The sequence below is a fragment of the Desulfosediminicola flagellatus genome (assembly GCF_005116655.2).
GTDB classification, from domain to species: Bacteria; Desulfobacterota; Desulfobulbia; order Desulfobulbales; family Desulfocapsaceae; genus Desulfopila; species Desulfopila flagellata.
On the sequence record NZ_CP050698.1, the window covers coordinates 2,231,532 to 2,250,531 of the forward strand.

General features: G+C 42.7%; 17 protein-coding genes. 8 read left to right on the forward strand and 9 right to left on the reverse strand.

Annotation, left to right across the window (positions count from 1 at the left end):
- Positions 1 to 2: 2 nt before the first annotated feature.
- From FCL46_RS09255 to FCL46_RS09290, 8 genes are all read right to left on the reverse strand, one after another.
- Positions 3 to 1,208: an efflux RND transporter periplasmic adaptor subunit gene (locus FCL46_RS09255; protein ID WP_136806200.1), complete on the reverse strand. Its 1,206-nt coding sequence runs from the start codon at positions 1,206 to 1,208 to the stop codon at positions 3 to 5.
- A 538-nt stretch (positions 1,209 to 1,746) separates the two neighbouring features.
- Positions 1,747 to 1,911, reverse strand: coding sequence for an FmdB family zinc ribbon protein (locus tag FCL46_RS28775; RefSeq protein ID WP_136806201.1), 165 nt, complete (start codon positions 1,909 to 1,911; stop codon positions 1,747 to 1,749).
- A gap of 293 nt (positions 1,912 to 2,204) precedes the next feature.
- Positions 2,205 to 2,600 (reverse strand): phage protein GemA/Gp16 family protein, encoded by a 396-nt coding sequence (locus FCL46_RS09265; RefSeq protein ID WP_136806202.1) that lies wholly within the window; start codon positions 2,598 to 2,600, stop codon positions 2,205 to 2,207.
- A complete protein-coding gene (locus tag FCL46_RS09270) occupies positions 2,597 to 3,097 on the reverse strand; it encodes a type 1 glutamine amidotransferase domain-containing protein (RefSeq protein ID WP_136806203.1) in 501 nt (166 codons plus the stop codon). Before FCL46_RS09270 ends, FCL46_RS09265 begins: the two co-directional genes overlap by 4 nt.
- Positions 3,098 to 3,102: 5 nt before the next feature.
- A complete protein-coding gene (locus FCL46_RS09275) occupies positions 3,103 to 3,264 on the reverse strand; it encodes a hypothetical protein (RefSeq protein ID WP_153307111.1) in 162 nt (53 codons plus the stop codon).
- 205 nt (positions 3,265 to 3,469) lie between these two features.
- Entirely contained in the window at positions 3,470 to 3,745 is a 276-nt protein-coding gene (locus tag FCL46_RS09280; RefSeq protein WP_136806204.1) for a DUF504 domain-containing protein, read from the reverse strand.
- Between the two features lie 284 nt (positions 3,746 to 4,029).
- Positions 4,030 to 4,137 carry a DUF3833 domain-containing protein gene (locus FCL46_RS28780; RefSeq protein ID WP_167505790.1) on the reverse strand — a complete coding sequence of 36 codons (108 nt, stop codon included), beginning with the start codon at positions 4,135 to 4,137 and terminating at the stop codon, positions 4,030 to 4,032.
- A 352-nt stretch (positions 4,138 to 4,489) separates the two neighbouring features.
- A complete protein-coding gene (locus tag FCL46_RS09290) occupies positions 4,490 to 4,675 on the reverse strand; it encodes a hypothetical protein (protein WP_228723366.1) in 186 nt (61 codons plus the stop codon).
- A 754-nt stretch (positions 4,676 to 5,429) separates the two neighbouring features.
- On the opposite strand from FCL46_RS09290, the gene FCL46_RS09295 reads away from it, so the two are divergent.
- From FCL46_RS09295 to FCL46_RS09320, 6 genes are all read left to right on the forward strand, one after another.
- Complete coding sequence (locus FCL46_RS09295; RefSeq protein WP_228723417.1) at positions 5,430 to 7,064, forward strand: CBS domain-containing protein; 1,635 nt, start codon at positions 5,430 to 5,432, stop codon at positions 7,062 to 7,064.
- A 354-nt stretch (positions 7,065 to 7,418) separates the two neighbouring features.
- Complete coding sequence (locus FCL46_RS09300) at positions 7,419 to 8,396, forward strand: polyphosphate kinase 2 family protein (RefSeq protein WP_228723367.1); 978 nt, start codon at positions 7,419 to 7,421, stop codon at positions 8,394 to 8,396.
- Positions 8,397 to 8,561: 165 nt separating this feature from the next.
- Positions 8,562 to 9,482, forward strand: coding sequence for a polyphosphate kinase 2 (gene ppk2 / locus FCL46_RS09305; RefSeq protein ID WP_228723368.1), 921 nt, complete (start codon positions 8,562 to 8,564; stop codon positions 9,480 to 9,482).
- Between the two features lie 180 nt (positions 9,483 to 9,662).
- Positions 9,663 to 9,953 (forward strand): antibiotic biosynthesis monooxygenase family protein, encoded by a 291-nt coding sequence (locus FCL46_RS09310; RefSeq protein ID WP_167505791.1) that lies wholly within the window; start codon positions 9,663 to 9,665, stop codon positions 9,951 to 9,953.
- A 1,130-nt stretch (positions 9,954 to 11,083) separates the two neighbouring features.
- On the forward strand, positions 11,084 to 13,147 hold the full coding sequence (locus tag FCL46_RS09315) for an alpha/beta hydrolase (protein ID WP_167505792.1): 2,064 nt from the start codon (positions 11,084 to 11,086) through the stop codon (positions 13,145 to 13,147).
- 229 nt (positions 13,148 to 13,376) lie between these two features.
- The gene (locus tag FCL46_RS09320; protein ID WP_136806209.1) at positions 13,377 to 14,399 is read left to right on the forward strand and encodes an IS110 family RNA-guided transposase; all 1,023 of its coding nucleotides are present in this window, start codon (positions 13,377 to 13,379) and stop codon (positions 14,397 to 14,399) included.
- A 622-nt stretch (positions 14,400 to 15,021) separates the two neighbouring features.
- Here FCL46_RS09320 and FCL46_RS09325 read toward each other — a convergent pair.
- Positions 15,022 to 15,921, reverse strand: a complete 900-nt coding sequence (locus FCL46_RS09325; RefSeq protein WP_136806210.1) for a LysR family transcriptional regulator — start codon at positions 15,919 to 15,921, stop codon at positions 15,022 to 15,024.
- A 366-nt stretch (positions 15,922 to 16,287) separates the two neighbouring features.
- Here FCL46_RS09325 and FCL46_RS09330 point away from each other — a divergent pair, with 366 nt between their 5' ends.
- Together FCL46_RS09330 and FCL46_RS09335 are read left to right on the forward strand one after the other, a co-directional pair.
- Positions 16,288 to 16,926 (forward strand): hypothetical protein, encoded by a 639-nt coding sequence (locus FCL46_RS09330; RefSeq protein WP_136806211.1) that lies wholly within the window; start codon positions 16,288 to 16,290, stop codon positions 16,924 to 16,926.
- Positions 16,923 to 17,831 (forward strand): SDR family NAD(P)-dependent oxidoreductase, encoded by a 909-nt coding sequence (locus FCL46_RS09335; RefSeq protein WP_136806212.1) that lies wholly within the window; start codon positions 16,923 to 16,925, stop codon positions 17,829 to 17,831. The genes FCL46_RS09330 and FCL46_RS09335 overlap by 4 nt, the downstream gene beginning before the upstream one ends.
- Positions 17,832 to 19,000: the final 1,169 nt, after the last annotated feature.

Below are 19,000 nucleotides of genomic sequence, written 5' to 3' on the forward strand. Positions count from 1 at the left end.
ATTTACTCCATTAACGCGACAGTGGCTGCTTTTTTACTGTGTAAAACAACCTTGTCAGATTTCGCGTTCTGCTGTTCGACGCCTTTGACTAAAGCCCCGTGTTTAATTTTTTGCAGTCCTGCAACAATTACATGTTCTCCAGCTACCAAACCATCAGTTACAAGAACGTTTTCCCCAATATTTCGACCAGTGTGAATAACCCGACTTTCGACTGTCGATGTATCATTCATCAGCATTACAACTGCTTCACCCTTGATGTTACGACTGACACTCTCTGCCGGTACCAGAATGGCATCTTTCTGCACCCCCCTGGTCAAACGTGTCCGAACAAACATGCCCGGCAATAAATCTTCATCAGGGTTTTCAACAAGAGCTCGTAAAGTCACCGAACCTGTAGATTGATTGACAGTTACATCTGAAAATTCCAGATAACCGGTCTTGTTATATTCAGATCCATCTTCAAGCAGGATCGTCACCTCGGATTTCATTTCTCCACTTTCGTTTAACAGGCCAGATGCCAGATCTTTTTTCAGGTGGAGCAATTCTGTACTTGATTGTGTAACATCGACATAGAGTGGGTCAAGCTGCTGGATGATTGCAAGCGCTGTGCTCTGTTGTGCTGTTACTAATGCTCCTTCAGAAATCATAGATGATCCGATCCTGCCAGTGATAGGAGCTACCACTCTGGTATAATCAAGGCTGATCTTGGCACTGTTCAATGCTGCTTCTGCAGAAGCCACATCGGCAACTGCCTGTTGCCATATCGCCTCTTTGTCTACCTGGTCCAACTCACTTACAGCTTTTGTACGAACCAGATTTTTATAACTTTCAGCTTTTAAGCGTGCAGAATGTTCAACCGCTCTGGCTTTTGCAAGAGCAGCCTTTGCGCTGTCGTAGTTCGCCTTATAGACTGCTGGGTCTATCTGATACAAAAGTTCTCCTGCTTTAACTTCACTACCCTCGGTGAACAACCTTTTCTGAACAATCCCATTCACCTGAGGACGAACTTCTGCAACTCTGTAGGCAGCAGTACGGCCTGGTAATTCGCTTATAAGATCAACCTGCTGCGTTTTAAGTGTAACGAAATCGACCTCAACAGGACCTCGTGGAGCCATAGCTTTAGGTGCCTGTTGTTCACAGCCTCCTAAGAAAAGTCCTGAGATCAGGAACATTAATAATAATCTGTTTTTATTGTGCAATTTTAACATGCTATCACCTATATAGATGTTTGGTTTATTTTGATTACTCACAAGTAATGTAGTTTTGCGTAACGCGGACACTTATACATACATGCGTGTATGTATGCAATAGTTTTTTCAACAATCACCCTTAAAAAGAGTGAGAGCAACAGTGCATTACTGAGTCATTGTGGGTGAAATGTTTCTTTTTTAAGGAAGGATGTTCTTTGGCATTTTCCATTATAAAAAATGAAGCAGGCGCTCTACGTTGTGTTAATGAATGGAATGAACCGGAGGGAATAGGAAATCCATTTCCTGCATTATGTGGCTGTAGGTGGCTGTCCGACAATAGGGATTTGGGTCAAAATCGAGGCATTTTCAACAAACAAGCGCAACCATATAAATGATATCGAACTCTCACTTCATTCGCTTATCTGCGAGCATTATTTTCCTGCTGCAAATCGGGAGGGGTGAAATTTGCTACGTATGAACCTAAAATCGAAATACAGAATATTTACTTTTCACCTGATGAGATGCCGAAAGAGCTGTTTTGGGGACAGGCCTCAGCCTAGCTTTTTCTTGAGGTGACAGTCTGAAACGACGAAATTTGTCTTTTCACCTCCTTGCTTTTACATTTCGGACAGGTGAAATCCTTTTTTTCATATTCTGAAATTGTGATGGTCAATGAGAAATTATGATCGCATTTTTGACATATGAATTCGTAGACTGGCATTTTCAATCTCCTTTTCAAGAAGTTGAACCTTGTGCCTTACATCTTTCTGCTCATGGTATTTAAATTGTTGTAAACAAAACTCGATGTAATTAGTGGGGCTGGCCAAACCAGTTTATTCAAGTTTGGCCGCAACCTCCTCTTGTTATAGGTTAGGCCATGGGGTCTTGACGTGTCAAGTGTCGAATCTTTATGCTAAAGAATTATCTCCGATCTAGAGGCTGTCAGCGACACGATCAACGACGCAATTTCCCATGGCAATTCCGGACTGTTTCATATTGAGCCCACAGGTATGTTCAGTCTCTTCTGGAGCCGGGTTGTTGCGAGTGCAGGATTTTCTGTAGAGCTATAATAACCTTGCTTGCCTCTTTCTTGCTCAGCTCTTTAACCCTGCTTTTTTTATAATACTTGTTGAGAAAATTATGCAGATGGCTTTGATCCCACGCCAGGTCAGCTACAAGATGGTCGATGAACAGTTTCTGGCGGAGGGTGAGTCCGTACGGGTTTACCTGGTACTGGCTGCTCCTGGTAAAGGCATTCATCAGTCGCCGAAAGCCCTTCTCATCAAGATCCCGTGCTGAGCGTACCCCAGCTACCTGCCCCAACATATCCCGGTATTCCTGGTCGGAAAGGTTGAGTTCACGTTTAACAATGTGAATGACGGCCAGTTTCTTGTGATCCAGTAGCGTCATGTCCCACACCTTCGTATAATCTCCCTCATAAAATCAGGGAGGTCTGCTGGTATCCTGGAGGTGATTAGATTGCCATCGACGACAACACGCTGGTCCAGGTACTCGGCCCCAGCCCTTTGTAACTCCTTAGCCATTCCACGGTAGCAGGTGGCTCTTCTGCCAGCAAGTACTCCTGCCGAAACCAGGATTTGCGGGCCATGACAGATGGCTGCCACTGTCTTGCCGTCGTCAACAAACTGGCGGACAAGGTCAAGGAGTATCTCGTCCGTTCTAAGCACTGCAGGGGCCTTGCCTCCAGGTAAAATCAACAGGTCATACTGCTTAGCATCAATTGCGGCTAAGGCAAGGGCCTCTATCTGACAGCCATGTTTACCCCGTATGGGTCCCGCCTTGCTGGAGGCAATATGGGTTTCTATGCCTTCCTTAAGGAGGCGATGGTAGGGGACCAACAGTTCCGAATCCTCAAAGTGCTGGCCACTGACGATAAGGGCTTTCATCTTTTTTAATCCTCAAGCTTTGCAACAATCACGACAGCCTGACCCGCGTTGTTATGAGCTGTGGTATATCCTTTATTTGGGGACCCAGTAGTTTGCTCGAGGTTTTCAGCGGCCAGCTCCAGAATGGTGTGTGTCAGGCCGCTGACCAACGAGGGACAAACATTCATAGCCGAGCTTCTCCGGTCTGAAATAGGGGGGGATGGCAGGCAGCAAGCATAACGATAAAAAGCGGTATACGTGACCATGATGGCAGGGTAGCCATCTGCTCTAAGCGACAATTCAGGCAAACTGTATCACATTGATAGTGGTTACATAAGATTTCATACCATTAAGGGGTGTTGAGAATTTAAGACTATCATATACAATTGAAAATCAGGATGTATCTTTGTTCAAACAATGGGCCCGTTCCCAGATGAGCTTGTCATCTTTGTAAACTTGCCTGATTCGATGGAAAGGTATCATGTGCAATTCGTCTGAGTCGTCTAACACGTCAAAGGAAAAGTGGTTGCCCGACTCAATGCAGACCTGTTTCATTGGGACAACTATAATCTTGTCTTCTACCCTGTCGTAATAGCCAATCTTGAAGTCAGCCTTGGCATATTCGGCATCCCAGCGTATTCGATTCAACAGTTTGTGGATTGGTATCATTGCCACTCCCCCTGTCCCTGTTTCACGAAAGACCATGAATTAGTATATAATATAAGAGCACACTTGGTACAGCTTATCTGTGGAGTTTGTGATCTGTTTTGGGTGAGCCCCCCGGCAGAGGGAAAAGAGAAAAGGGAGACACGTCTTTGCTTGATTCATGCTGGGTGTTGAAGTCTAGAAAATAACTCCTATGAATCGCGAGAAATTGGTGTTCAGGATAATATCATCTTCGATGAGTCAAGCAAAGCTCAGACCCCATTATGCCATTTAACCGATGTTTTCCGTCAGCATATAGTCCCGATCCTCTTTTGGATCTCTCCATCGTTCCAGACAAAATCTTCATTGAGTAAAAGCTCATCGCTCTCTGAAGTGTTATCGTTTATTTTCACCACAAATTGTCGCAAAAGTTTTCATTTTCTGTCCTGTGCCATCCCCTAACCTGTAGTTTCCCTCTGAAAGTATTCAAATATTTTGAATACTGGCAAGTTATCACGATATTGTTTTACATCTACTGTCGAACAGCCAGTGAGAAGGGAAATAGTAATAATTCAAAGGAAAAATATTATGAAAGCCCCCTGAGATACAGGTACTTTTGAGTACAGTAGAAAAATGAACTGAAATGAAAGAATACCTGTTGGAATATTCTTCGGTACGATTTCTTTTGTCTCTCAAACAACACATTCCCTGTTGCGCGGAACGCATCAGAGAATGTGTTTATTAAAAAAAGCTGCTTAATACCGCGCTTTACCAGGTATCACCAACTACCTGACTTGCATCCAGACATCGCTTCTTTTGCTCTTCGGTGAGTCCTCTTTTAGAATCAAAACCTTCTACATCATCCCGGTAACAGGCAAGTTCTCTACCGTCTTTATCCTGTATCCATTCCATTCTCTGATATTCTTTAGAAATAATTTGTCCACGCATACTCATATGTAATCTCCGTTCTGTATTGTTTTATCTATATTTGTTCTTTAAGTCGATGATATTACAAACGCGGAAAAGTGTATTTTGCTTTTCGGCAAGCTACCTGCCTTGCCGTCATGTCTACAATATAGACACCCACAATACATCTTCAATAGGTAGAGTATGAGTGTGTAATAGTAGCCAATGCTACCATTGTGTAACATTAGCCTCAGAGGTTCAGAACCAGATTCATCCTCTAAAAGAAAATCATGGGGCGGTTCTGTTCTTGGTTCTTGTCGAGTTTTTACTTCAGATCGATAGTTCCTGAATTTCGTAATATGCTAATTGTTCAGGAACTACAGCTGCATCGCATGTGAGTTGAGCAAAGAGTTGACCCCTTTTTTAGATGAATATAGTTATGTTGATAAGGGAGGGACGGACAGGCCATTTTTTTAATCGCTGCATGAAAAAGTAAATTATTATCAAGCACATTGAGTGAATTTGCAAAGGGAGAATGCCACCCCGTGACTGCCTCATTCTTTTGCTTGAAATTGAATTTTCATCGAGAAATGATTTGTTAGGTATTCTTGATACCTAATATATACCTGCTTGTTGTATATTGCTTTTTTATGTTTAATCAAGCAAACTCGTGAGAGTTTATCTGGGGGGGAAACTTGATAAAACAGTAGTTTGCAATAATTTGGTTTTTCCCAAAAAGAGGGTTCAACGCAACAAGACACTGACAAAGCGGGTTGCTATGATGAAAAATCTCAATTCAGTAATGAGCAGTCCTGTGGTCACTGTTACACCGGAATCTAAAGTTTCCGAGGCTGTTGCTCTACTGAAACATCATAAAATTAGTTCAATTGTAGTCGTCGACAGGCAATTACCTGTAGGTATTTTTACAGAGCGCTCTCTACTTCGCCTGGCAATATCTGGTTCTTTCAACCCAAACCAAGTCATCAGTAAGATAATCACTACCAAACCGATCACCTCTCACTCTGACATCAGTATCAACGAGGCCTACCTCCTCTTTTTGCAGCATAATATTCGCCATTTGATTATCGTTGACAACCAGGGACTTTTGATCGGGATTGCCACGGAAACCGATTTGCTTCACAATCTCGGCCTAGAGTATTTTGTTTCCTTTGACGATATTGGTGATGTAATCACTCAAGATGTAATAACCCTGGCACAGCACGACAGCCTGTATGATGCCATGCAGCTTATGAACAATAACAACATAAGTTCTATTGTTATTGCCAAGAATTCAAAACCAGCAGGCATAATTACTGAACGTGATATTGTACGGTTAATCGAGGCTGAAACTGATCTCTATACGACGCCTCTCAGTGAGGTAATGAGTCGTCCAGTACAAACAGCACTCTCTGACATTTCCGTCCACAGCGCAGCTTTGCTGATCAAGAAAATTGGCATACGCAGGTTGGTCATTACTGACAACAATAACCAGATAGCCGGAATTCTTACAGAGACGGATATCGTCAAAGGTCTTCAATCTGAATATATAAATCTGCTTAAAGAAGTAATCGAAACCCAGGTTGTACAGCTTCAACAAGTACGTAAACAACTTGACGATAAAATTATTCTGGAATCAATGATGCACTCGACTACAGATATGGCCTTTGTCATCACTGATTTAGACTACAAAATACTGCATTCAAACAAAACGGCAGAAACGCTGCTGGGATATACTTCAAAGGAAGCCAAAAAGGTTGGGATACCAACCATAATTGAAAGAGAAGGGCTTGGCGCGGGGCACCTCGATGAAGTAGCAGGTTATATTAAAAACAAAGGGAAAGTTAACTACACGTACACTCGGAAAATAGGTAGCGCATCACATCATATTGAATCGAATGTATTTGGCATAAAAAACCAAGATGATGATATTCAGGGTTATGTTTTGATCGCAAGAGATATTTCTGACAGCGTTGAAACCAGGCAGCACTTACAAAAACGAAGCGAAGAACTCGAAGAAACCAATGCTGCCCTCAGAGTCCTATTAAAACAAAGAGAAATAGATAAAGAAGAAATCAACCTAATATTTCAGCAAAATGTCGATCAACTTGTGCTACCCTTCTTTAGCAAGTTGCACAAAAGCAATAGCTGTCCCAACCATAAAAAATTATTGAAATCTGTTGAAAACAACCTGCGACAAATTAGCTCACCTTTTGCTCATCGGATTTCAAATCTTTTCGCAAAATTAACTCCAGCAGAAATGCAAGTGGCTAACCTCATTAAAAATGGTCACTCGAGCAAAGAGATTGCAACCCTTCTCAATCTTTCTGACAAAACCATATATACCCATAGGAGGAATATACGCCAAAAAAGCGGAATCACAAACCAGAAAGTCAATCTGCAAACCATACTGCAGCAGCTTGAGACGACCATGTTGTAGATCAAGAAAAACTTTTACTGTGGCAAGAAAAACAATGTCACCCTGACTTCCACTTTCAGTATTAGGCCACCTGGCAGTTGCATCTCGACCTTCCAAACTTTTTTCTAATAGAATGCCCCTTTCCAGTAACATAATTTTTTACAGGCTCTGCACAATGACCGGAGAATGGAAAAGAAACGTTATAAACATGGGGTACCAGCAATGCCTAATTAGGTATATTTCCTACCCAATACGTACTGAATTATTCTGTATTGTTTTACCACGATTAATCAAGCAAGATGATGAGACGAGAAAATCAAGATCTACACTCCGGTAATTATTAGTTTTCTGCTTTTTTTACACCAAAGGGGAGTCATGAAAACCGCAACCAGAGGAAATTCAGTCCCAAAAACTTTAGTCGAAAAGTCGAGTGATACGATCCTGGAAATTGATACGCTGGAACTGATGGAAGCAGAACCGATAAAAATCAAACTCAGCCACCTTGCGTTGAACAAAAAAAGCCGACAGCTTAGCAAAAAAGATAAATATAAAATTATCGATTCAGCGCTTAAGAGTTATTGCGATAAGCAGGAACTGATGTCGTACCAGGCTGAGCTCATCAAAATGCAGCAGCATCTCGAAAAAACAGGAAAGAAAATGATAATCCTTTTTGATGGGCGGGATGCCTCAGGAAAAGGAGGCACAATTAGAAGGGTGTGCCGGTACATGAACGAAAAACACTACCGAATTGTAGCCCTTGGCAAGCCAAGCAAAACACAGCAAACCGAATTGCATATGAAGCGGTATATCGAACAATTTCCTCGGACCGGAGAAATAGTTTTATTTGACCGTAGCTGGTACAACAGGGCAATGGTCGAGCCGGTAATGGGCTTTTGTACCCCCAAACAATATAAACGTTTTATGAACAAAGTCGTCAATTACGAACGTAACTTTACGGATGACGGAAAAACCATTCTCCTCAAATTATACTTTTCTGTTTCAAAGAAGGAACAGGCACGTCGTTTTGAAAGGCGGAGGAGTGACCCACTACGACAGTGGAAGTTAAGCGAAGTTGATCTGCAGGCCCAAGATTTATGGGACGAGTTTTCGAACGCTAAATACCAACTACTCCAAAAAGCCCATACACCAGATTCAAAATGGTATGTTGTTAAATCAGACAACAAGCAATTGGCTAGACTCCAGACCATCAAGTTGATCCTCAACAAAGTGAAATACCACGGAAGAAGCCGATCTCTGGATTTTAAAACGGATAATACAATTATCATTCCTGGTAATATCGAACTTAAGAACATGAAAAAAGAGCGAAAAATGTTCGGTAAATTTCTCACTTGATCCTTTTGCAGATTGGTCAGCTGCAAAAGGTTGAACAACAGCGTTCAGAATATCGCAGTCTGTCCTCAATCTCTTTAGCCACACGATACAATACGTTAGGCACCAGCGCTGTCTTTTGGGTAAGAATATCTGTATTCTACCATTCAACAAGGGGAACAACACGACATGGCAACGAAAAATATACTCATGGAGAAAAAATCCAGAAGCAAAAAAAATCCATCGAAAATCAAGCTAATTGAAGGAACAGCGGCAAAGAAAATGCAGGAAAAGCCAGGACCCAAAAAAGTAATTGTTCATATAAAAAAAGAACATCTTGAATACGAACTGGAATTGAAAAAATTGCAAATTGAATTAATGAAACTACAGGACACAGTAAAAGCCAATGGGCAGCGTGTTCTTGCAATCTTTGAGGGTCGCGATGCCGCCGGGAAGGGGGGCACCATCAAGCGGATAACCGCTCATCTCAACCCTCGTAACACTCGCGTTGTTGCCTTGGTAAAACCTAATGAGACAGAGATGACCCAATGGTATTTCCAAAGATATACTACACATCTTCCATCTGCCGGTGAATTCGTTATTTTTGATCGCAGCTGGTACAACCGGGCAATGGTCGAGCCGGTAATGGGCTTTTGTACCGATGAGCAAAACAAACGTTTTCTCAAAGACGTCCCTTCTTTTGAGGAAATGCTGGTGAAAGACGGAATAAAAATCTTTAAATTTTATTTTTCCGTATCAAAAGAGATTCAAAAGCAACGGTTTGACTCACGGGCTGAAGACCCTCTGAAACAATACAAACTTTCTCCGGTCGATAACCTGGCCCAAAAATACTGGGACCAGTATTCCGTGAGGAAATTCCAGATGCTCTCGGAAACCAATAGAACCATATCCCCATGGACCATTATCCGATCTGACATTAAAAAGAAGGCTCGGCTCAACTGCATTAAATTCATTCTCAGCAACATGGAGTATGACAACAAACTGCCGGAAGAAGAACTTACTCCAGATCCTTTAGGGGTGATCTCAGGCATTGATGAATTAAAACATATGGAAGACAACTTGATGCAGCCTGAACAGCTTCGTGGGTAACTGCTTTCGTAACGTATAACTACCCTTAGAAAAGATGTCCTGAGGGGTAACATGTCGGCCGCAGGTCGATATACGGCAATTCTCTCCTTGATTGATATCATAGAATATTAACATATATTACACATTGAAGTAGTGTTGCAGCAGACAATACTTCTTTCCAATTTACCGAGGGAGATGAAAATGACAGTACATGTCATCATTAAACGAAAATTGATAATAAATGATCCTGAAAAGCTCACCCCACTTATAAAAGAACTCAGTGATCGAGCTAAACTTCAAGAGGGGTACATCTCTACTGATACGCTACAAAGCGTCGATAATCCAGGAGAATACCTTGTCATCAGCAGGTGGGATACTGAGGAAAACTGGAAGTCGTGGTTCCAGAGCAAGGAAAGAAGAGACATTCAGGGAAAGGTCGACAGTCTTATCGGTGAACGAACTTTTTATGAAGTATTCAAGCCTGCAGGATAGCAGTTCAGATCCTTTATCTTTGTCAGCACGGCCATTCTGCGACATGCTGACCTTGCAACGACTCAACGATATCTCGGTAAAGTTAATGACACCGAAGCTATCTGATGGATAGAAACGCTCTACGGGTAATTTTACCGACAAGGGTGGGGAAGACTCCCCGCCCTTTAGAGCAACAGCAGGCATCTTCAATGCTGATACTATTGCCGTTATATGAGGTTTGGTTAGGCAATCTCAATCTACTGATGTTCAGGAAGAACTGAACCACTAGTGTCCTGTCATGCCTCAGATGTCTAATTCTGCTCGCCCTTTTCACTCCCTGACTTTCGTTACGCCTTCTGTTAAATAGCGCTGCTGTGCTCCAGCAGTCGTGCCTTGCAGGAAAAGAAAAAAGCTTCGCATTATTACGACATTTGACACATGACATGACACTAGGAGGAATGGTGCAAAACTGGTCGCTCTGGATTTTCAAATAATCAATACTTTGTAGTCACGTATCACCCGAAACATCTCACTATAATTCTTGCTACAGCGCTTTTTCAAGGATAGACTTGAGTTATGTCCTTGAGATACTGCTAAAGTCCGAGGAAGTTTACCAGTCCCGCTCCCGAAATGCGGTTGGAAGGAAGGAGGGCGTTGAAATTCACGGTCAAAGAGAAGGCCGAGTACGGCGGACGCAGGTATTATCCTGGAGTATACAATACCCGTATTTAGGATAGTTGCGTCTTTTTTTGTCCCGCCCCTACTTTCCGGCGTTGTTAAAGTTTTATCAAAACGACTCAGGCCGAATACATTCATTGTCTTTTCAAGTCGACCTCGCACTTCAGTTCTTCAGGTTTATCTATAATTGCTATAAGTTAATTTGACCACAGGTTGTAATTCAAGAATTTGTGCTTCGATTTACTGTTGAGGCCCATTCTGGTCGCAACAACTGATAAACCTATTCAATGTATCTTTTCTTGATAAACAAACGCTAAAGGTCAAAAGCGGACTTGACTCATTTTTAATGAATACGGGTTCCATCATTCGTGATGAACTCCACATGAAAGGCGGGAAAGCGCATTCCTGCATTACACTGTTAGAAACTTTTTTGAGCTGTCTCATTTATAAATCCAGATCACCGAGGAATGAAAATGAAAGAACAGGAAAAAAAGCTTATAGCCGACACGACTGTTTTGGGTTCTGAAAACAGTGAGAATCTCGTACTCTTTTTGCACGGGATGGATTCCAATATACTCAAGAGCAAAGGCTTAATCAGTGTTGTGGAAGAACAATTATCACCAGTTCGAATTCTCGTTCCACAATTACCTCTGGCATGGCACCGTCTCTATGATTTCAAGGAACTGGGTAAGCAGATCCTCACTTTATTAGATGATGAAATTGAAAAACACACTGGGGGTGGTTTTCAGCGCGTCTACCTTATCGGCCATAGTGCCGGAGGCGTTCTTGCTCAGATTGTTTATATACTCGCACGACTCTCTGGAAGTGATACAGGTTTGAGAGGGATAGAGGCCGACCGGATTCAAATGGTTTTACTTGCACCGATTACTCGGGGCTGGGAAATTTCACACCACTTACCAGTCACGTACAAAATTGCCTGGTCTTTGGGATTACTCTTAATGACGCCTGCACATTTTATTGCCAAAACAGCTCAGCGAAGAGATTGGGACGCCTGGCTACTCCAGATACGTCGCGGCTCTCCCCTCATAACGTGGCTGCGACTCCATTGGTTGAAGCTCCAGGAAGAGCTACCCCTTGTTGTCCAATTGCTGGGCTCAAAGGATGAGATTGTTTCATGGCGTGATATGGTTGACGCATCTTCAATGAGCAGGGCCATTTTTTATGATGTCCCATACTCAAACCATGCTGAATTGATTGAATTTGACCATGAGACTCTCGGTGACGCCAGAAAGACTATTTTTCGCAATGCACTTAAGCCTGATCTCAATCAACCTAAAGAGAATGACTTCAGAATCCATTCTCTTGAAGACAACGAGGTTTATCCGATTTTGCCTTGGGATGAGGAACCAATCCCCCCAGATCCCAATGTGAAAAGAGTAGTATTTGTCATTCATGGCATTCGTGACGAAGGCCATTGGACACAAAAAATAGCAAATCGTGCTCGTGCCGTTTTCAGTGCTGAAGGCGAGGGGAATCGAGATCAAATAGCTGTAGAAACCAGCAGCTATGGCTATTTTTCTATGCTTCAGTTTTTACTGCCATGGGAACGAAGAAAGAAAGTCGCCTGGTTGGTTGATATCTATATCGAAGCACGACGCAGGTACCCTAAGGCCAACTTTTCCTACATTGGTCATAGTCATGGGACATATCTTGCGGCAAAGGCCTTGGCACTGCATGATGAAATTTCGTTCGAACGGATAGCCTTTGCTGGCAGTGTTGTAAATCAAAACTACGCCTGGACACCACTTCTTGATGCAGGCAGGGTAAGAAATGTGCTGAATTTCTCTGCCTCTGCGGATTGGGTGGTCGGTATTTTTCCTAAGTTGGCACAAATCAAACCTATCGGTTTTTTAATGGGGCCGGATCTAGGAAGTGCTGGCTGTGCACCGTTTAATGATTCAGACGATCCTCGGGTAAATAACAATGAATACATGCGAGGTGCACACAGTGTGGCTATTGAGGAGGACAACTGGGATGAACTCGCAAGATTTGTGGTGAAAAACGAGATACCTGCTGAGAACACACCAAATTATACGAAAAAACCAAGCTTACTGTTTAGAGGTGTTACTGGCTGGATATTTTGCATTGGTGTATGGGCATTGTTGCTTTATCTGGGACTTTACCATTTACCAAAAGTCGCAATGTTCTATCCCGTAAAGTTCTGGGGAGTAGGACTTGGCGGTACCATCGGTGCTGTTCTGATTGTATCAGCGATTCACCCTTTAGTCAGAACAAGAGATCTCAAGTTTCGGGAAAAGTTCCTTAAATTATCTTCTCTCTTTCTCGTCTCGACGTTGCTAGCCATCTTGGCATTTTGGTGTTGGCTCGGCTTCCAGGAGATACCCTCGTACCAACAGATCGTCACAGATTTTATGCAAACACGCTCAGCTGCACCAATATCAGGTGCTGACAACGCCACAGCTCTTTTAAAACAAGGGATTTCGAACGGAAAAATTCAGATGATATCAGTGGTTGCCTACTTTTGGGTGTTGTGGAATGCGCTCACCAAAGTATAACCGACAACTGCCAAATCAAGCGTGCATCCTATAATAACTCGATAACAGCTAACTTCTTAGCTGCTAATCAGGATATATCTTGGTTTGGTCAAATCATAGGTAAAAGTCAAAAGCGGACTTGATAATCATATAAAAGGCACCTCCGGGAGACCACCGTTGATCTCCCAATACCACTACAAGCAATGGTGGTATAATTAAAGAGGAATTCAACACAAAGAGGAGGTGCCTCATGAGACAATTATATACAGGAATTGACCTACATTCAAACAACAGTCACATTGGGATAATTGACCAAGAGGACAAGCGAGTTTATCACAAGAAGTTACCGAATCAAAAAGATGTGATCCTTGCTGAATTGGAACCATTCAGGGGCGAAATGGTGAGTATCACGATTGAATCAACCTTCAACTGGTACTGGATTGTGGATTGTCTCATTGATACTGGATATACCGTTCACCTAGCAAACCCTGCTGCTATGCAACAGTATTCAGGCTTAAAGTTCCTTGACGATAAACACGATGCCTTTTGGCTGGCACATATGGACCGACTTGGCATTCTTCCACAAGGATACATTTACCCCAAAGAGATACGACCTATACGTGATCTCTTACGAAAACGCGGACATCTGATTAAGCTCCGGACATCGCTCATCAATAGTCTGCAAGGAATTATTGCCAGGAATTGTGGTCACAGTCTCAGTGGTAGGAAGATGAAACAGACGAGCACTAACCATGTTGAACCTCTCCTCGCAGACAATGAAGATTTAGCACTCAGCGGTGAAGTCTCAAAACAGAGTATAGACTACCTCAGTCAACAAATTGTCAAAATAGAAAATATCTGCCAGGAAAGAATGAAACTCAACCCTCAATATAGCGGGCTTCTCACCATTCCTGGAGTTGGCAAGATCTTAGCCTTAACCATAATGCTGGAGACTGGTCCCATTGAGCGCTTCAAGAAAGTCGGTGACTACTCCTCATATTGCCGGAAAGTACCAACGAGTTGGACCAGCAATAACAAGCGTAAAAGAAAAGGTAACAGCAAAAATGGCAACAAATATCTCTCTTGGGCTTTTGCTGAAGCTGCTGAATTTTGCAGGAGGTACGACGATAAGGCAAAGGCATTTTTCAACAGAAAATCAGCAAAAACCAAATCAACAGTTGCCTATGCCGCATTATCCCACAAACTCGCACGGGCCGCCTTTTACATTATGAAAGACAACGTTGAGTTTGATAGCAATAAACTCTTTACCTGAAATTCAGCCGGAACGGGGAACTCGGAAAGGGGTTGGTAAAACCACTGGATTTGATTGGTAACCGTTCCGTCTGATAGAATACCACTTTCTTTACTGCCCATACTGTGAACCACCAAAGGGCTGGTTAAGAACCATGAGACTTGTACAAACATTTGGACATAGTATGGCACCAATAATTTTCTGGGTTCGCTGAAGCGGACAGGGGCATGGACCCGAGATTGGAATTGTTCCACTACGAGATTTTTTGAGGATCTCTTCGTTCCACAATCCTAATCTCTCCCTTCGCCTTGATCCTGATGGGTGACTGGTGCGGTAAAGATATTGCCGACACATAATGTTGAAATAACGGGTGCAATAAAGAACAGGTATTCTGTAAAGCTAGAGTTCCATGGCAACTATGTACCTTACGAAGGGAAATTCATTTTTCCCTTAATGGGGGAGTATTATTCCTTGACCGGGGCCTTTTAATGGGTGACCCCTTTTTATTGACCCCCTTTTTTTACTAATTGCCAGTATGATAAAAACAGCTGACATGATTAATCTAGAGCGAATGATTTCCATCCAATGAAGAACGTAAAGTTTGTAGAACCTATTTTGTGACCGTTCTGCTCTTGCTTACCTGTTAAAACGAATTGCTGATTTTGTCTCTGATCCATTTGTGAACTTGATCGTATTGATGTCGTTCATGCCACATTCCCCGGATTGTTAATGTTGGCAAGGCAAACGGACACTCTCTTACCTCAAATTTATAAAACTTAGTTGCCTGTGCCGCAAGTGTCTCTGGCAGGAAAGCGATGAGTTTTGAGCCTGCCAACAGTGCAGGTTGTAAACTGAGGGAACCTACATACATGCCTATCTGCCTTTCAGGTAGTCCATTTTGTTTTCCATACTGTGTTATAGGATCATCCTTATCCCCCAGGAGGCTTGAGCGTACATGAGGACAACGGAAGATTGCTTCAGCGCTCCAGTTTTTCAGTACCGGGTTCTCTTTGTCCAATAGGCAGACAAGTGATTCATTGGTAAATCGTTTTTGCATAAATTTAGGACTCGTCATTAACCCTGCACCGATGATCATCTCAAGCTTTCCATTTTCCAGTTTGGCATAAGACTCACTCTCCATGAGTTGTACGTCAATGATGATATTTGGAGCCTTGTCTTTGATCGTCTTGAAGGCTTTTGCTAAATACGAGGTAACAATAAAATCGTGGGTCTGAATCCGGAAGTGCGTATGTACCTGTGTCATATCAACCGTTTTAGGTGCCAATAAGGTATTTATTTCTCCCAGGATAAATCCAAGCTTACCGGAGAGTTCAAGCGCTCGAGCTGTTGGCTCCAAACCCTTAGCATGACGGATAAAGAGCGGATCATCAAACACATCTCTTAATCTGGAAAGGGTATGGCTCATTGCCGATTGGGTCACGTTCATTCTCTTTGCGGACCGTCCTACATGTTGTTCTTCAAGTAGTGCCCGCAATGATTTCAGAAGATTTAAATCGACTTTTGTTAAATTAATTTCATTCATAATAAATATTATAAGCGATCATTTTAATTAATAACTGATCCGCATTAGACTTTAGCCGCAATACGATAGTCAACTCAAAACAGCGGAACGTGTTCCATTCTTAATGTGATCAGCGGTGAGGGTAGATTCGTAAGTAGTGCCTGAACGAAAACCTGCAATTTTTTTCAAGTTCAAGGCGGCTGATAATTTTAACCGGAGAAATACACAAAGTATTTTGAGGATTAAAATTTGAGACCAACGAAGAAATTGGGGAAGTTGGCGGTTTTCGGTCGGGCACTAATTATGCCCCTGATTCATGGGAACCATCGGGAATCACTCTCCCACAACGGTTGCTGATACCCCATATATCTATAAATCGAGAAAAATATGACATCAAAAGATTACAAAGAAAAAGGCAATGAAGCTATACCATCCCTTTCCCGCCGAAATTTTGGCAAAGCAGTTATTGGGGTTGGGCTTGGCCTGGCGGCAGCTGCCACCGGGGTTCAATCTGCTTTTGCCCAAGGGAGCAACAGTGAATCTCTTAACGAGAAAGAAGGAGTTCACACAACACCGGAAGGATACGAAGGCAATTTTGCCGTCTGTACTGTTTTGATAGTGAAGGAAGAGATGGAAAAAGAGACAGATTGTGTGTGGGATAAGCACAAGAAGTGGTTACGGGAAACCCATGGTCCCTGGGGAATGGTTTCGTACTCGGTAGCCAAAAACAAAGAGATGAAGAATCCACTGAATCCGGCAAGTAAAGAGACCACCGGACGAATTATCTATGTCATCCATGAAATCTACAGACATCTTGACGGACTTACCAAGCATTACTCCGAGTCTCCCAACGGCGGCTATGTTGAGGATTTTTTGAAGATCTGCACGGCCGAAGGGAATTCCGTTATGGTTCTGCAGGGTGCCCCGGTAACACACTCCCTTCTTCCCAAAGATTGTGATTTTCCCGTTACTATTGCCCAGAATAATGAAGGTGTTGAGAAGTTCTTCAAGAAGGTGACAAAATGATAAAAAGTGTTTTGATAACGGGTGCAAATGGAGGTTTGGGCAAGGAGTGCGCCCGGCAATTGGCGTTACAGGACGGGGTCCAAAAAATCTATCTGGGGTGCAGGAATGAAGAAAAGGCTGAGGCAGCTAAAAAGGATCTGGAAAAGTCTACAGGGAAATTTGTTTTTGACATTTTTTTGATCGATGTTTCAGATCTGAACTCTGTTCGCTCCGCAATTGACTCATTGGACGAGCCTGTTGAAGCCCTTGTCATGAATGCAGGTGGGTGGGGCGGAGAACATCCCATGGACACAACAGAAAATGGAGTAACCCGAGTATTTGCAGTCAATGTGTTGGGGCATGTCCTGCTGGCGGAAGAATTGCTGAAAAAGAAGATGTTGACCAAAGTTGGGCTGTATGTCAGCTCAGAAGCGGCAAGGGGAATTCCAGGAATGGATGAACGTCCGAATTTAGCCACTTCATCAGTGGATGAATTTGCAACTATCGCAGACGGGTCCTTTTTTACATCGCGTTCGGATTCAATAAAACCTTATGCTCCGGTCAAATACATGGGTGCCCTGTGGATGTCTTCACTCGCCCGTCAATATCCGGATGTGAGGCTCATTGCGATGAGTCCCGGCGGAACAGCAGGTACAGAAGTTACGAGTTCTACTTCGTCACTAAAAACGCTCATGTTCCAACTGATGATTAAGATGATGTGTCTGGTTGGAAAAATGCACAAAGTGGAAGTCGGAGCAAAACGATTTGTCGATGCTTTACTGGATGAATCGTATAAAAGCGGTGTGTTTTACGCGAGTAAAGAAGGTATCACGGGGCCAGTCGGAGATCAGAGCGAAATTTTTGCTGACCTGGCCAACGAGATTATTCAAAACAATGCAAGTGAAGCAATTCACAGATTTTTATAATAACAGCGTGTGTCCCTAAGATACGGAAACTCATTCCCAAAAAAAATTGAAACTGGCAATCCTGTCACTGTCGTTGCCCACTGTAATGTCAGGAGCAGCTGTAGCCTCCGCACTTGCTGAAATTCAATCTGCGTTTCCTGAAGCTTCTCCAACATCCATCATACTTATCCTTACCACACCGGCGGTATCTATTATCATCTTTTCGCTTGTATCAAGAAGGTTGAGTCGTGAAAATTCAAAATGGTTGATTGTGTTTGTCGGACTATTCTTTTAGCTTCTCGGCGAGGTTGAGGGAACTGAAAACTTCAACAAAAAAGGGGTTAGATCTTTGCTTGGTTAATATTCTTGATAATTTCTTAATTGCCTACAGTTAGGATGTTTTTCAGGCTTATGGTAGTTGATTGATCGTTACCTTAACCCTGTTTCCGAGTAGATCCAATGGAGGTAAATGGTATAATGTTGAATCTTACCTCTTCGCAATTTGATACTTATACATTGATGGGGTTGGACCACGCCAACACATTAAATTTTATGACTTTATTTTTTAGAAACAGGTGTTTTAGAAGCTTAAAAGGCCCTTTTGGGTATCAAAAAGGATACCCTAAGGCAAGAGTCGATTTTTACCCATAAAAATAGCGCTCCAGGGACTAAAATAACCACTTTTCGATACAAATGAAGCGTAATTCAGATAACTTGACTTGGTCCGACCCCAAATACAAATATCAGCTTTCTCGCCTCGACGTTGCTAGCCATCTTGGTATTTTGGTGTTGGCTCGGGTTCCAGGAGATACCCTCGTACCAACAGATCGTCCAAGATTTTATGCAAACACGCTCAGCTGCATCAATATCAGGTGCTGACAACGCCACAGCTCTTTTAAAACAGGGGCTTTCGAACGGAAAAATTCAGATGATATCAGTGGTTGCCTACTTTTGGGTATTGTGGAATGCGCTCACCAAAGTTTAACCGGCAACTGCCAAATCAAGCGTGCATGCCATAATAACTCGATAACAGTTGACGTGCTAACTGCTAACCAGGGAATATCTTGGATTGTTCAAAGCTTAGGTAAAAGTCAAAAGCGGACTTGACCCCTTTTTCATATTTTTTATCGTCGCCCATTCTAAGTAAAGCGGTACATAACCGCAATAGCTTGGAAATATGTAAAACTTGC

Bases quoted from the DNA above. Each gene is read 5' to 3' on its own strand.
- FCL46_RS09255 (WP_136806200.1), bottom strand. From the start codon at position 1,208: ATGTTAAAATTGCACAATAAAAACAGATTATTATTAATGTTCCTGATC.
- FCL46_RS28775 (WP_136806201.1), bottom strand. From the start codon at position 1,911: ATGCCAGTCTACGAATTCATATGTCAAAAATGCGATCATAATTTCTCA.
- FCL46_RS09265 (WP_136806202.1), bottom strand. From the start codon at position 2,600: ATGACGCTACTGGATCACAAGAAACTGGCCGTCATTCACATTGTTAAA.
- FCL46_RS09270 (WP_136806203.1), bottom strand. From the start codon at position 3,097: ATGAAAGCCCTTATCGTCAGTGGCCAGCACTTTGAGGATTCGGAACTG.
- FCL46_RS09275 (WP_153307111.1), bottom strand. From the start codon at position 3,264: ATGAATGTTTGTCCCTCGTTGGTCAGCGGCCTGACACACACCATTCTG.
- FCL46_RS09280 (WP_136806204.1), bottom strand. From the start codon at position 3,745: ATGATACCAATCCACAAACTGTTGAATCGAATACGCTGGGATGCCGAA.
- FCL46_RS09290 (WP_228723366.1), bottom strand. From the start codon at position 4,675: ATGAGTATGCGTGGACAAATTATTTCTAAAGAATATCAGAGAATGGAA.
- FCL46_RS09295 (WP_228723417.1), top strand. From the start codon at position 5,430: ATGAGCAGTCCTGTGGTCACTGTTACACCGGAATCTAAAGTTTCCGAG.
- FCL46_RS09300 (WP_228723367.1), top strand. From the start codon at position 7,419: ATGAAAACCGCAACCAGAGGAAATTCAGTCCCAAAAACTTTAGTCGAA.
- ppk2 (WP_228723368.1), top strand. From the start codon at position 8,562: ATGGCAACGAAAAATATACTCATGGAGAAAAAATCCAGAAGCAAAAAA.
- FCL46_RS09310 (WP_167505791.1), top strand. From the start codon at position 9,663: ATGACAGTACATGTCATCATTAAACGAAAATTGATAATAAATGATCCT.
- FCL46_RS09315 (WP_167505792.1), top strand. From the start codon at position 11,084: ATGAAAGAACAGGAAAAAAAGCTTATAGCCGACACGACTGTTTTGGGT.
- FCL46_RS09320 (WP_136806209.1), top strand. From the start codon at position 13,377: ATGAGACAATTATATACAGGAATTGACCTACATTCAAACAACAGTCAC.
- FCL46_RS09325 (WP_136806210.1), bottom strand. From the start codon at position 15,921: ATGAATGAAATTAATTTAACAAAAGTCGATTTAAATCTTCTGAAATCA.
- FCL46_RS09330 (WP_136806211.1), top strand. From the start codon at position 16,288: ATGACATCAAAAGATTACAAAGAAAAAGGCAATGAAGCTATACCATCC.
- FCL46_RS09335 (WP_136806212.1), top strand. From the start codon at position 16,923: ATGATAAAAAGTGTTTTGATAACGGGTGCAAATGGAGGTTTGGGCAAG.